This is a genomic window from Microvirga sp. jy35, from assembly GCF_056148915.1.
Map to the genome: position 1 here is coordinate 1 of NZ_JBWBEW010000030.1, position 13322 is coordinate 13322.

A 13322-nucleotide genomic window follows, 5' to 3' on the forward strand; every position below is an offset into this window, starting at 1 on the left:
GCCGCGGCGGCGGCTCATCCGAGTTCGGCGACGAGGAGCCCGGCCAGATCAGAAGCGGCGGAGACTTCGGACGGTCGCCCTCGCAGGACCGCCGCCCGACGCCGTCCTCAGGGGGAGGCGGCAGCGGCGGAGGGGGAGGCTCCCGCTACAACGACCTCGACGACGACATCCCCTTCTAGGATTTTCTCCCTCGGGATCCCGCGATCCAAGCATCGGGTGGGGCCGCTGGCCGGCGGCCTTTCCCTGGCGCTGCCAGACGTTCAAAGGTGCCCTGGTATTCCGGCAAAACGGAAAACTTACCTTGCGTCAGTGCACGGAAACTGCTCATTTAGGAGTAGGCTCCGGAACAGCTTGAATCCGGTGGTTGACGAGTTTTCAAGGCTGCTTTTGAGTGCATTGTTTTTTTCACCTCGTGCACAGGCATGAACGGATCCTGGATGAGACCGGTATCGAAGTCTCGGATCTGGAAGCAGCCCATTACCAGGCCATCAAGGCCATCCAGGAGCTGCGCGACGAGGGCGAGCCGGACGAGGTCGACTGGCGCGGGTGGCACCTGGAGGTTGCTGACGCATCAGGCAGGGTTCTGTTCTCGATCCCCTTGGATGCGGCGCAGCATTGAAGCCGCTTCGGCCTTTCCGGCATGACGAGAGAAGAGGCGCCGGTGTACTACGTATAGTTATCTCAAGGTTATCGCGTAGAGTCCCGCCAGAACCCGGAGCTTCAGCGAAGTGGTTCTTCTTCGCCGAAAGCCGGAAGAGGGATCTCGGGATCGGGATTTTTTTTCTAGAGGATGAAGTCGGCGGCTGAGAGCTGAGCCTTCAGAACCTTCTCGAGCTTGATGTAGTGGCTCGTCCTAGAGAGGTTCAGGGTGTCCGCCCCGCCGCTTGCGTGGCTCTTCAGGCTGTAGCCGTCCCCGAAGAGCCGGTCATTGTCGTTGCCGCCGGACAACAGGTCGCCGCCCCTGGCCGAGCCCGTCATGGTGCGGGCATCGCCATAGAGCACGTCGTAACCGGCTTCGCCCCAAATTTTGTCCGCCCCGCCACGGGAGGAGGAACTCATCGTATAGGCATCGCCGTAAACGGTATCGTGATCGTACCCGGCCCAGATGGAATCGGCTCCGCCGCGCGCTGTCGACCTGAACGTCCTCGCATCGCCGTAAAGGTAATCGGCCCCGGCATAGCCGTGAATGGCGTCGCCGGCATTGACGCCTGAACTGCGGGTGCCGTCGCTGTCGCCATAAATGCTGTCGGAGGAGGAGGTGCCTTCGAGGAAATTTCCACGCAAGGAACCGATTTTGAGAACCATTCTTGCCGTACCTGAATCATCTGCCAAGTTAAGGATGCATACACTATCTTGATGTTATAAAGTCCCCATCAGGTGCGGCTGCGTCATATGGCCTTAGGTTCGCAAACTCGCGGCCGGCCCCGGCGCGCATGCGGACTTGATGTTTCCGGTCAGGGATGCTTAGCCAACAAACACATTCCCCCGGCATGAGGACATCATGAGCCGCTCCTCCCCATCCCTCGACACGCTCTTCACCTGGATCCGCACCGAGAGCCCGACTTCGGATCGGGCCGGCGTCAACCTGATGATGGACCTCGTGGTCGCGCAGATGCAGGACGCCCCGGTGGCAGTCGAGCGTGTTTCCGGCACCGATGGCCTGGGGGATGTGCTCGTGCTGCGGGCAGGTCCCCAGACGGGGGAACCCGGCATCCTGGTGATGTCGCATCTCGACACGGTGCATCCGCTCGGCACCATCGACCGCGACCTGCCCTTGCGGATCGAGGGTGACCGACTCTACGGGCCAGGCATCTACGACATGAAGGGCGGCGCCTGGTTCTGCCTCGAGGCCTTCAAGGATGTAGCGCGCAGGGGCACTGCGGCCCGTCCCATCACCTTCCTGGTGACGCCCGACGAGGAGATCGGCTCGCCGATCACCCGGCCCATGATCGAGGATCTCGGCCGCCGTTCGGCCTATGCCCTCGTGACCGAACCCGCCCGCGACGGCGGCCAGATCGTCACCGCCCGTAAAGGGGTGGGGCGCTTCGACGTGCATGTGGAGGGTCGTCCCGCCCACGCGGGCTCGCGCCACAAGGATGGACGCAATGCCATCTACGAGGCTGCCCGCCAGATCCTCGCGGTCGAGGCCATGACGGATTATGCGCGCGGCACCACCACGACAGTGGGCATGGCCTCCGGCGGAACGGCGATGAACACCATTCCCCAGCATTGCCGCTTCTCAGTGGATCTGCGGGTCGAGACCGTGGCGGACGGAGAGGCCGTGACGGCGGCGCTCCTCGGGTTGAAGCCCCAGAACCCAGATTTCAAGGTCTCTGTCACGGGCGGCATGAACCGGCCGCCCTATGAGTGCAATGAGGCGACTGCCCGGCTCTTCGACCATGCGAAGTCGCTTGCCGCCGAGATCGGCTTCGATCTCGTCTCCGCACCTCGAGTCGGCGGGGGCTCCGACGGCAACTTCACGGCGGCGCTCGGCGTCCCGACCCTCGACGGCCTCGGCATCGACGGCGACGGCGCCCACACGCTCCATGAATACGGCCTTGTCTCCTCCATCGCGCTGCGCCAGAGGCTCATGACGCGCCTGCTGGAGACCCTGCGCTGAGCAGCATCACGATCAGCGATCTGCGCGACCTGCCGGATTTTGCCGAGGCCGTTGCGGATCGAGTCTGGCGTGCCTTCTGGAAGGACAAGGGGCACCCGTTGAGCCTGCTCACCGGCCTGGTGCAGGAGAATTTCGGACCGGGTCCCATTCCCACGGCACTCGTGGCGCATGACGGCGGGCGCTTCCTGGGCACCGTCTCCATCATCGCATGCGATGAGGACACGCGCCCGCAATACACCCCCTGGGTCGCCGCTCTCTGGGTTGAGTCCGAACATCGGCGCCGGCGAATCGGCGCGGCGCTTGTCGAAAGAGCCGTCGAATGCGCGTTCGGGACGGGCGCAAGGCGTATCCATCTTCTCGCGGGTCCCCACCGACACTCCTACTATGAAGGACTCGGATGGTTCGTCATCGAGCAGACCGAGGATGGGATGTTCATTCTGGCCAGGGACAACAATGACTGAAGCTCTCTACCGGCCGAATGTCGGCATCGCTCTCTTCAACCGCGAGGGGCGGGTGCTGATCGCGCGGCGCCTGCGCGACGACGGCCCCGAGATCGTCCTGCCGGGGCATGAATGGCAGATGCCGCAGGGTGGCATCGACGGAGACGAGGATCTTCTGACGACGGCCGGGCGGGAGCTCTGGGAGGAGACGAACGTCACGAGCGCGGTTCCGCTCGGACAGTCGTCCGAATGGGTCACTTATGACTTCCCGCCTTATTCCGGACCGCCGCACAGGTTGTCTCCCTTCCGCGGACAGCGGCAGCGCTGGGTGGCCTTCCGCTTCACGGGCGAGGAGAGCGAGATCGAGGTGGCGGGCGTTCGTGGCGGCATGGTGCCCGAGTTCAGCGAATGGCGCTGGGAGAGCCTTGAGCGGCTGCCGGAACTGGTGGTGCCTTTCAAGCGCGCCGTCTACGAGCACGTTGCGCGGGAATTCCGGGCGTTCGCTGACGTCTGAAGGCGGTTACAGGGCTGCCGGCTGCAGCAGCGCAAGGATGCCGTTGATGATGAACTGCACGGCCAGCCCAGCCAGGATCACGCCCAGCAGACGGCTCAACACGATGTTGCCGGTCACGCCGAGCCAGCGCGAGACGCGCTCGGCCGCCATGAACACGGCAAAGCAGCTCGCGACGCCGAGGGCGATGAGGGCGATCAGGAAGCCGAGATAGACCGGGTTGCCGTCCGCCCGGCCGGCGAGCAGGATCGTCGCGGTGATCGCGCCGGGGCCGGCCATGAGCGGGATGGCGAGGGGGAAGGCTGCCACGTTGCGGATATGGTCCTCGGTGATGGCGATGTCGGCGGTGTGCTGCTTGCGCTCGTTGCGGCGCTCGAACACCATCTCGAAGGCAATCCAGAACAGCAGCAGGCCACCCGAGATGCGGAAGGCCGGGATGCCGACGCCGAGAAGGCGCAGCAGCACCTCGCCGCCGAGGCCGAAGAAGGCCAGGATGCCGAAGGCGATCAGGCTTGCCCTGAGCGCCACCCGGCGTCGCTCCGACGCGTTCATGCCCCGGGTCAGCGACACGAAGATCGGGGCCAACGCCGGCGGGTCGAGGGTGACGAGCAGGGTGACGAGGGCGGCGGAGATATAGTCGAAGAGCATCGGCTGGACCTTGGCTTAAGCTTTGCGTTATGGCGTTGCTGGCCGGATTTGGCGAGGGGGCGGGGCGACGATGTTCACGGTTTTGGATCGGATCAGCTGGCCCGGGCACCCCGACAAGCCCAACGAGGACATCTGCGGCGTCTCGGGCGACTGGGCCTGGGTGATCGACACCTCGATCTTTCCCGGCACGGCGCCGGTCATGCCCGGCAAGAGCGATGCCGCGTGGCTGGCGAAGTTCGCCGACGAGCGGCTCTCCAACCTCGCACCCCAGGCCGAAGATGGCGCTGCCCTCCTGCGGCACGTGATGGAGGAGGCCCGCACGGCCTACCGGGCCGTCGCGCCGGCCGAGCGGCATGAGGATTTCCTCACCTGGCCTCTCGGGGCCATGACCCTGGTGCGCCGCAGGGGGAATATGCTCGATGCCTGGACCTTCGGGGACACCACGGCCTATGTCCGGCAGCCTGACGGCCCGGTGCAGGTCTTAGGCGATGCGCCCGGCCTGCGCGACTTCGAATCCGCCAAGGCCGCCGAGCTGATGCGGCAGTCCGGCTCCAGGCCCACCGCCATCCTCGACGAACCCGTCTTCCTCGCCTGGCTCGGGGAGCGCCGCGAGCGCCAGCGCAGGAGCGGCATTCCGGCCGCCCTTCTGAGTCTCAACCCGGACGCCGCGGCTCGACTGCGGCACGAGAGGACGCCCTGCGGGGACGGCACGGTCATCCTGCTGGCCTCGGACGGCTTCTCGGCCCTGGTCGATCTCTACCGGGCAATGGACGCGGTGGCTCTGGTGGAAGCCGCGCTTACCTCCGGCCTGGAGCCCCTGGCGAGGCTGGCGCGGACAATCGAGACCGAGCGCGATCCGAACGGAACGCTCTATCCGCGGTTCAAGCAGAGCGACGATACGACGGCGATTTTGCTGAGAGCTTAACCCCGTCACCTTCACCGATGTAGGCAATGACGGGGGTGTCATCCCGGCGGCCGCGAGGCCGGGAAGAGGATCCATGGTGCCGAGCGTATGGGTGGCTTGCTTTCCCCACCGTTGCGCTCGTCGGGAACGACACCCTCCAGTCCTGCCGCCCTTCTCGTCATCGCCAGCCTCGTCCGGGTGGCCTGTGTCTTCACACGCTCTGTCCTCCTCAGGATGAGTGCGGAAGGGAAAGGGCAGTGTAATGTTCTCATTTTGTTCTTGACGGCTGGTGCAAGCTCGGCTATATCATCACCCATCCTCGTCCGATGAGGGGCGCGCTCGCGAGGCGTCGCAGATGCGGGGCAAGGAGCGGTCCTGCCGCAGGTCTCGCAACCCTGTGCTCGCGGGTGGCCGATCTGGCATGCCTCCAGGTCCGCTGAAACAAACCGCGCGTGACGAGCAGTTCGGCTCTCACTTCCCACCACACATCATCGAGCCGGGCTGCACGACACGCCACCCTCGATCACCCTGAAGGCTCGCAGCTCATGCTGCGGGCCCGAAGGCGCTGGCTCTTTGACAGCGAACGTCATCCCGGACGGAGCGTCAGCGCAGATCAAGATCGTGCAAACCAGCCGGCCCTGTCATCCCGGGGCGGCATCGCCGAGCCCGGGATCCATAAACGCCGACGGTGCAGAACAATGCGCCACGTGGATTGCCCTTTTCTGAGACGTCATGGTTATGGATCCCCACCTGCGCGGGGATCACAGCGGTGAGGATCCTGCACCAGTTCCCGAGCTCTGCTCCACACCTCCGAGTGGCGGAGGAAAGCAAGAAGTCCAGTCATATCAGCAGTTTAGAGTTTGCGGCAGGCCGGTGCCTTGCCTTCCGGGCAGGTCTGCGAAGGGGTTATGCTCCCAAGCCTTTCTCGAACCATGCTCGATCAGATAATAAGTTGCTGAAACGTAAACGGATTTTGGTCGTCTCCTTGCCTCTGGAAAACCCGTCAAAAAGCTTGAAAAAGGCGGCATTCTCCCCCATGTAAGAGCCTGATTTCAATTGGATTCGCGGGCCTGCCGGACGGCTTGACGAAGCGGCACCAAAAAGCCGCCTCTCGCGAAAGGGCAGACCGTTTTAAGAAAGACCAACCTTGACCGATCCGAACGATATCCGCTCCGGCGGCCCCGGAGGGGACCAGCCGGCCAGCGACATCAAGCTGATTTCCATCGTCGACGAGATGAAGCGCTCCTATCTCGATTACGCCATGAGCGTGATCGTGAGCCGCGCTCTGCCCGATGCGCGCGACGGCCTCAAGCCCGTGCACCGGCGCATCCTCTACTCGATGCACGAGAACGGCTATACGCCCGACAAGAAATACGTGAAGTCCGCCCGCATCGTCGGCGACGTGATGGGTCAGTACCATCCGCACGGCGACAGCGCGATCTATGACGCCCTCGTGCGTATGGCGCAGGACTTTTCGCTCCGCCTCATGCTGGTGGACGGGCAGGGCAATTTCGGCTCCGTGGACGGCGATCCGCCGGCGGCCATGCGCTATACCGAGTCCCGTCTCGCCAAGGCGGCCATGCCGCTCCTCGACGACATCGACAAGGACACGGTCGACTTCACCCCCAACTACGACGAGTCCAAGGACGAGCCGTCGGTCCTGCCGGCGCGCTTCCCGAACCTGCTCGTCAACGGCGCCGGCGGCATCGCGGTCGGCATGGCCACCAACATGCCTCCCCACAATCTAGGGGAGGTCATCGACGGCTGCCTGGCGCTCATCGACAATCCCGGCATCTCGGCGGAAGAGCTGATCGAGATCATTCCCGGCCCGGACTTTCCGACCGGCGCGCTGATCCTCGGCCGCGCCGGCGCACGCTCGGCCTACACGACGGGTCGCGGCTCCATCATCATGCGGGCCAAGTCCGAGATCGAGGAGGTCCGCAAGGACCGCGAGGCGATCATCTTCACCGAGATCCCGTATCAGGTGAACAAGGCCTCCCTGATCGAGAAGATCGCCGAACTGGTGCGCGAGAAGAAGATCGAGGGCATCTCGGATCTTCGCGACGAGTCCGACCGCGACGGCATGCGCATCGTGATCGAGATCAAGCGCGACGCCATGGCCGACGTGGTGCTCAACCAGCTCTACCGCTACACGCCGCTGCAGACGAGCTTCGGCGCCAACATGGTGGCGCTCAACGGCGGCCGTCCCGAGCTGATGACGCTGAAGGACCTGATCCAGGCCTTCGTCGACTTCCGCGAGGAGGTCGTCTCCCGCCGGACCAAGTTCCTGCTCAACAAGGCACGCGAGCGCGCTCACGTGCTGTGCGGCTTGGCAATCGCGGTCGCCAACATCGACGAGGTCATCCGCCTCATCCGCACCGCGCCCGATCCGAATGCCGCCCGCGAAGCCCTCATGGGCCGCGACTGGCCGGCGCACGACATCGCGCCCTTGATCGCGCTCGTGGACGATCCGCGCCACAGGATCAACGAGGACGGCACCTACCGTCTCTCCGAGACGCAGGCCCGCGCGATCCTCGACCTGCGCCTGCAGCGCCTCACGGCTCTGGGCCGGGACGAGGTCGGCGACGAGCTGTCGAAGCTCGCGGCCGAGATCTCGGATTATCTCGACATCCTGCGCTCGCGCGAGCGCATCATGGGCATCATCAAGGGTGAGCTGACGGATGTCCGCAACACCTTCGCGACGCCGCGCAAGACCCAGATCGTGGATTGGGATTCCGATCTCGACGACGAGGACCTGATCGCCCGCGAGGACATGGTCGTCACCGTGTCCCATGCCGGCTACATCAAGCGCGTGCCGCTCTCGACCTACCGGGCGCAGCGCCGCGGCGGCAAGGGCCGCTCGGCCATGACGACGCGCGACGAGGATTTCGTCACCCGCCTGTTCGTGGCCAACACCCACACACCGGTGATCTTCTTCTCCTCCGAGGGTCAAGCCTACAAGGAGAAGGTGTGGCGCCTGCCGCTGGCTGCTCCCAACGCCAAGGGCAAGGCCCTGGTGAACATGCTGCCCATCAAGCAGGGCGAGCGCATCACCACCATCATGCCGCTGCCGGAGGACGAGGCGTCCTGGGACAAGCTGGACGTGATGTTCGCCACCTCCCGCGGCACCGTTCGCCGCAACAAGCTGTCGGACTTCGTCCAGGTCAATCGCGGCGGCAAGATCGCCATGAAGCTGGATGAGGGCGAGCACATCGTCGACGTGCAGATCTGCTCGGAGAACGATGACGTGTTGCTCACCACGGCCAAGGGCCAGTGCATCCGCTTCCCGGTCACGGACGTGCGCGTCTTCAAAGGACGCGACTCCATGGGCGTGCGCGGCATCAACCTAGCCGAGGGCGATGACATCATCTCCATGGCGATCCTGCGCCACGTGGAAGCGACCGGCGAGGAGCGGGCGGCCTATCTCAAGATGCGCCGTGCCGTCACCGGCGAGCAGATGGGCTCGGATGCCGATGCAACGGACGAGGCCGAAGAGGCTTCAGCCGAGAACGTCTCTCTCTCACAGGAGCGCTATGCCGAGATGAGCGCGCAGGAGCAGTGCATCCTGACGCTCTCCGAGAAGGGCTACGGCAAGCGGACGCTGTCCTACGAGTACCGCATCACCGGCCGCGGCGGCAAAGGCATCACGGCCATGGCGGTGAACAGCCGCAACGGCAAGCTGGTGGCCTCGTTCCCGGTCGAGAGCTCGGACCAGATCATGCTCGTCACCGATGGCGGCCAGCTGATCCGCGTGCCGGTGGACGGCATCCGCGTCGTCGGCCGCAACTCCCAGGGCGTCACCGTCTTCTCCACCCGCGACAAGGAGAAGGTGGTCTCGGTGGAGCACATCGAGGGCGAGGATGCCGAAGAGGTCGAGGGCTTGGATGACGCCGCGACCGAAGGCGGCGAGGAGTAAGTAATTTCTCCAGGGTATCAACTGGGAAGGGCGCTTTCAGCGCCCTTTCTTTTCATCGCTTGTCGAGAATGCGCTGGTAGTCCGCCACCAAGTCTTGTGCCATCCGGCGCGCACCTGCGCCCGGATCTGCCGTCACTCGGATTTTCACGAACATGCCTTCGTGGAGGGTGACAAAGATGTAGGAGTCACGCTCCGTCCCGCGCTGCGTGATTTTCATGTGGGCCATGGCGAAGGAGCCTGATGTGGAACTGTCGAGAAGCTTGACATCCTGGTAGGCGCCGCTTTTCAAGGCGGTGCCGACATCACTGATCGCTATATCCAATTCCCGCTTAGCCTGTGGCAGCGCTGGTCCGGTCGGCAGCTTGAGCTGCTTGTCATAAACATAGATGTCGGCCCAGGCACCACTGGGGGCCAGATAGGTCACACTGAAGCCCAGTCCCGGCGTTTTGTAGTCCACCTTCGACTGGCGAGTGAAATTGCCGAGAGTCTTTGGAAATAGGAAGCCTTCGATCTCCGCCACTGAGATCGCGGTGGAGATTGCGCTGCGGACGGGCTGCGCCTGGGCCGGAAGAACTGATGCCGTGATCAGTGCGGCGAGAAGGCATCCGCCGAGGACGACGGATATACGCAGAGACTTCAGCATCGCAGCTCCCCTGTTTGTAAGTAAGTTACAGGGAAGCGGGCGCGCTGGCGAGTCTCTCAGAGACTGTGCCTAGAAGCTTTAGACGGCCAAGCTCGCCAGGGCAGCCGGGCTCAGCACGGCAATGGCGGTGACGAAGACGATGCAGAGGCGGACGATCATGGTGCTCTCCTGAAACCTTGACTTTAGGTTAGCTGGAATATTCCACGCCCCTGTCCGGGCCGCCGTGTGCCACCGCACGGCTTGCTTGGCAGCATCAATCCGGCTACGCCTTGGCCTCATGACCCGCACCGCCCTTTATACCGGGAGCTTCGATCCCGTCACCAACGGCCATCTGGACGTGCTGCGCCAGGCCTGCTCCGTGGCGGACAGGATCGTAGTCGCCATCGGGGTCCATTCCTCGAAGGCGCCAATCTTTCCGGCCGAGGAGCGGGCCGAGATGCTCCGCGCCGTCTGCGGGCCGATTCTGCAGGCGAGGGGCGTTGAGCTGGAGGTCGTGACCTTCAACGATCTGACGGTCGAGGCCGCCCGCCGGCATGGCGCCACCCTCATCGTGCGCGGCCTGCGCGACGGCTCGGATTTCGACTACGAGATCCAGATGGCATCCATGAACGCCGCCATGGCGCCCGAGGTCCAGACCCTCTTTTTCGCGGCTTCGCCAACGGTGCGCCCCATCACGGCCACGCTTGTGCGGCAGATCGCCGGGATGGGCGGCGATGTCTCGGCCTTCGTGCCGGGACTTGTCGCCGAGCGCCTGAAAGCCAGATTCAGGCAGCCATAGAGTTTCATCATCCACAGGGAGATACCCACCCATGAAGCGTTTGCTCGCAGCCGGAGCGCTCGTGCTTGCCGGCCTCGGACCAGCTGCCGCCCAGACCGCCGCCGACCCGCAGAACACGGTCCTCCTCGACACCAAGGATGGTCGCGTCACCATCCGTCTGCGTCCCGATCTCGCGCCCAAGCATGTTGAGCAGATCAAGGCGCTGACGAAGCGCGGCTTCTATGACGGGGTGGTCTTCCACCGGGTGATCGACGGCTTCATGGTCCAGACGGGCGATCCGACCGGCACCGGCACCGGCAAGTCCGACCTGCCCAACATCCCGGCCGAGTTCACCAAGACCCAGTACAAGCGCGGCTCGGTCGGCATGGCCCGGTCCCAGAGCCCGGATTCGGCAAACAGTCAGTTCTTCATCTGCTACGACGGCTGCGGCCCGCTCACAGGCCAGTACACCCTGTTCGGCGAGGTCGTGTCGGGCATGGACGTGGTCGACAAGATCAAGAAGGGCAATCAGGCCGCCAACGGCATGGTCTCGAACCCTGACAAGATCGTGAAGATGCAGCTCGCCGCCGACGCGAAGTGATGCTGCCGCGGCGGACGTCCGGGGCGCGGCTTGTCATGGCCGCGCTCGTGCTCGGCGGATTGGCGGCATCGCAGGCCGCCGCGCAGGTGCTCGCGCCTGCCCTCGACCCTGACGAGTGGGACGAGCCCCGCCCGCCGCCGCCTCCGCTGCCCGAGGGGCTCCGCGGAACGATCCGCCCACGCTCCGATGCGATCAGGATCGAGCGCATCGAGCGCATCACCCAGATCTTCCCGGCGATCCAGGCCTGCTGGCGTCCGCCCGCTGGCAGCGGCTACTCGGGGCAGGAGATCACCTTGCGCCTCAGCTTCAAGCGCAATGGGGAGGTGCTGGGTCGGCCTCGCATCACCTACTACAAGGCCGGTACCCAGGCCGATCAGCGCGAGCCCTTCACCCGCGCCGTGCGCGAGGCCTTCGAACGCTGTACGCCCCTTCCATTCACTGAAAGTTTCGGACGCTCCATCGCAGGGCGCATCTTCTCCTTCCGTTTCGTCGATGCCCAACCTATGTGAACGGGCAGACTATCTCGTCATCCATAACCAGCACAGGAGGCCTCAATGGCTGATCCGCAAAACACCATCATCATGGAGACCACCAAGGGCCGCGTGGTCATCGAACTGCGTCCCGATCTTGCCCCCGGCCACGTGGAGCGTATCAAGACGCTCTCCCGCCAGGGCTTCTACGACGGCGTGGTCTTCCATCGTGTGATCGAGGGCTTCATGGCCCAGACCGGCGATCCGACCGGCACCGGCAGCGGCGGATCCGATCTGCCCGACCTGAAGGCGGAGTTCAATGCTGAGCCGCATGTGCGCGGCACCTGCTCCATGGCCCGCACGAATGCCCCGCATTCGGCCAACTCGCAGTTCTTCATCTGCTTCGACGATGCCCGCTTCCTCGACAAGCAGTACACCGTGTGGGGCAAGGTGACCGAGGGCATGGAGAACGTGGACAAGATCAAGCGCGGCGAGCCCGTGCGCGATCCCGACCGCATCGTCTCCATGAAGGTCGCGGCGGACGCGGCATAAGCCCGTCCTGCTTCTACCGTCATGCCCGGGCTTGTCCCGGGCATCCACGTTTTTGCCGCTGCAAGACGTGGATGGCCGCAACAAGTGCGGCCATGACGAGGAGAAAAACCACCCATGCGCGTCGACCTCTTCGACTTCGACCTTCCTGAGACCAGCATCGCGCTCCGCCCCGTGGAGCCGCGGGATGGCGCGCGCATGCTCGTGGTCCGGCCCGAGGAGGGGCTTGAGGATCGCATCGTCCAGGATCTGCCGGATCTGCTGCAGCCGGGCGACGTGCTGGTGCTCAACGACACCAAGGTGATCCCGTCGCGACTCTACGGCCTGCGCGTGCGCGACCAGACTACGGCGCGCGTCGAAATCATGCTGCACAAGCGCGAAGGCGCCGACCGCTGGCGCGCCTTCGCGCGGCCGGCCAAGAAGCTCAACGTGGGCGACCGCATCCGCTTCGGCGAAGAATCCGAGAGCACGGCCTGCGAGCTCGTGCGGCTCGATGCCGAGGTGGAGGAGAAAGGCGAGGGGGGCGATGTGGGCTTACGCTTCTCATTCGCCGGAGCGTTCCTCGACGAGGCCATCGCCCGGCTCGGGGATCTGCCCCTGCCGCCCTACATCGCGGCAAAACGCCCGATCGACGACAAGGACCGGGCCGACTACCAGACCGTCTATGCCAAGGACGAGGGTGCCGTGGCCGCCCCGACGGCCGGCCTGCACTTCACCGACGATCTCTTCCGCCGCCTTGACGCGCGCGGCATTGCCCGCCATTTCGTCACGCTGCATGTGGGGGCAGGGACCTTCCTGCCGGTGAAGGCGGACGACACCGCCGAGCACCGGATGCATGCGGAATGGGGGTCTGTCTCGGAAGAGACGGCCCGCGCCCTCAACGAGGCTCGGGCCAGGGGAGGGCGCATCGTGGCGGTGGGCACCACCTCCTTGAGGCTCCTGGAGAGCGCAGCGCGGGCGGACGGGACCATCGCACCCTTCTCGGGCGACACCGCGATCTTCATCACCCCCGGCTACCGCTTCAAGGCGGTGGACGTGCTCATGACCAACTTCCACCTGCCGCGCTCGACCCTGTTCATGCTGGTCTCGGCCTTTGCAGGGCTGGATTGCATGAAGGCGGCCTATGCCCACGCCATTGAAACGGGCTATCGCTTCTACTCCTACGGCGATGCGAGTTTGCTGTTCAGGCGTTGATCCTTCTGTCATCTCCGGCGGTCCGCAGGGCCGGGAAGGGGATCCATTGATATTCCGCAGCGGTTATGG

Annotated in this window: 15 protein-coding genes; 11 read left to right on the top strand and 4 right to left on the bottom strand. The window is 64.7% G+C overall.

Features of this window, described 5'->3' with window-relative positions:
- Positions 1-391 precede the first annotated feature (391 nt).
- A complete protein-coding gene (locus tag AC0QTX_RS19130; RefSeq protein ID WP_474605410.1) occupies positions 392-619 on the top strand; it encodes a DUF6894 family protein in 228 nt (75 codons plus the stop codon).
- Positions 620-783: 164 nt separating this feature from the next.
- Here the strand turns inward: AC0QTX_RS19130 and AC0QTX_RS19135 are convergent, their stop codons facing one another.
- Positions 784-1305: a calcium-binding protein gene (locus tag AC0QTX_RS19135; RefSeq protein ID WP_474605411.1), complete on the bottom strand. Its 522-nt coding sequence runs from the start codon at positions 1303-1305 to the stop codon at positions 784-786.
- A 196-nt stretch (positions 1306-1501) separates the two neighbouring features.
- Between AC0QTX_RS19135 and AC0QTX_RS19140 the strand changes: the two genes are divergently transcribed.
- From AC0QTX_RS19140 to AC0QTX_RS19150, 3 genes are read left to right on the top strand one after another with little or no spacing between them, the layout of a single operon-like run.
- Positions 1502-2620 (top strand): M20 family metallopeptidase, encoded by a 1119-nt coding sequence (locus tag AC0QTX_RS19140; protein WP_474605412.1) that lies wholly within the window; start codon positions 1502-1504, stop codon positions 2618-2620.
- Between the two features lie 29 nt (positions 2621-2649).
- The gene (locus AC0QTX_RS19145; protein ID WP_474605468.1) at positions 2650-3081 is read left to right on the top strand and encodes a GNAT family N-acetyltransferase; all 432 of its coding nucleotides are present in this window, start codon (positions 2650-2652) and stop codon (positions 3079-3081) included.
- Positions 3074-3574: an RNA pyrophosphohydrolase gene (locus AC0QTX_RS19150; protein ID WP_474605413.1), complete on the top strand. Its 501-nt coding sequence runs from the start codon at positions 3074-3076 to the stop codon at positions 3572-3574. Before AC0QTX_RS19145 ends, AC0QTX_RS19150 begins: the two co-directional genes overlap by 8 nt.
- A gap of 6 nt (positions 3575-3580) precedes the next feature.
- Here the strand turns inward: AC0QTX_RS19150 and AC0QTX_RS19155 are convergent, their stop codons facing one another.
- A complete protein-coding gene (locus AC0QTX_RS19155) occupies positions 3581-4219 on the bottom strand; it encodes a MarC family protein (protein WP_474605414.1) in 639 nt (212 codons plus the stop codon).
- Positions 4220-4289: 70 nt separating this feature from the next.
- On the opposite strand from AC0QTX_RS19155, the gene AC0QTX_RS19160 reads away from it, so the two are divergent.
- Positions 4290-5144: a PP2C family serine/threonine-protein phosphatase gene (locus AC0QTX_RS19160; protein ID WP_474605415.1), complete on the top strand. Its 855-nt coding sequence runs from the start codon at positions 4290-4292 to the stop codon at positions 5142-5144.
- Positions 5145-6357: 1213 nt separating this feature from the next.
- On the top strand, positions 6358-9039 hold the full coding sequence (gyrA, locus tag AC0QTX_RS19165) for a DNA gyrase subunit A (RefSeq protein ID WP_474605469.1): 2682 nt from the start codon (positions 6358-6360) through the stop codon (positions 9037-9039).
- A 52-nt stretch (positions 9040-9091) separates the two neighbouring features.
- On the opposite strand, the gene AC0QTX_RS19170 is transcribed toward gyrA, so the two are convergent.
- Both AC0QTX_RS19170 and AC0QTX_RS19175 read right to left on the bottom strand, forming a co-directional pair.
- Positions 9092-9682, bottom strand: a complete 591-nt coding sequence (locus AC0QTX_RS19170) for a hypothetical protein (protein ID WP_474605416.1) — start codon at positions 9680-9682, stop codon at positions 9092-9094.
- Positions 9683-9760: 78 nt separating this feature from the next.
- Positions 9761-9961, bottom strand: coding sequence for a hypothetical protein (locus AC0QTX_RS19175; RefSeq protein WP_474605417.1), 201 nt, complete (start codon positions 9959-9961; stop codon positions 9761-9763).
- On the opposite strand from AC0QTX_RS19175, the gene coaD reads away from it, so the two are divergent.
- From coaD to queA, 5 genes are all read left to right on the top strand, one after another.
- Entirely contained in the window at positions 9960-10460 is a 501-nt protein-coding gene (gene coaD / locus AC0QTX_RS19180; protein ID WP_474605418.1) for a pantetheine-phosphate adenylyltransferase, read from the top strand. The two genes, AC0QTX_RS19175 and coaD, sit on opposite strands and share 2 nt — an antisense overlap.
- Positions 10461-10491: 31 nt before the next feature.
- A complete protein-coding gene (locus tag AC0QTX_RS19185) occupies positions 10492-11040 on the top strand; it encodes a peptidylprolyl isomerase (RefSeq protein ID WP_474605419.1) in 549 nt (182 codons plus the stop codon).
- A complete protein-coding gene (locus AC0QTX_RS19190; RefSeq protein ID WP_474605420.1) occupies positions 11040-11549 on the top strand; it encodes a hypothetical protein in 510 nt (169 codons plus the stop codon). Before AC0QTX_RS19185 ends, AC0QTX_RS19190 begins: the two co-directional genes overlap by 1 nt.
- Positions 11550-11594: 45 nt before the next feature.
- Positions 11595-12062, top strand: a complete 468-nt coding sequence (locus AC0QTX_RS19195) for a peptidylprolyl isomerase (protein ID WP_474605421.1) — start codon at positions 11595-11597, stop codon at positions 12060-12062.
- 114 nt (positions 12063-12176) lie between these two features.
- The gene (queA, locus tag AC0QTX_RS19200; RefSeq protein ID WP_474605422.1) at positions 12177-13253 is read left to right on the top strand and encodes a tRNA preQ1(34) S-adenosylmethionine ribosyltransferase-isomerase QueA; all 1077 of its coding nucleotides are present in this window, start codon (positions 12177-12179) and stop codon (positions 13251-13253) included.
- Positions 13254-13322 lie beyond the last annotated feature (69 nt).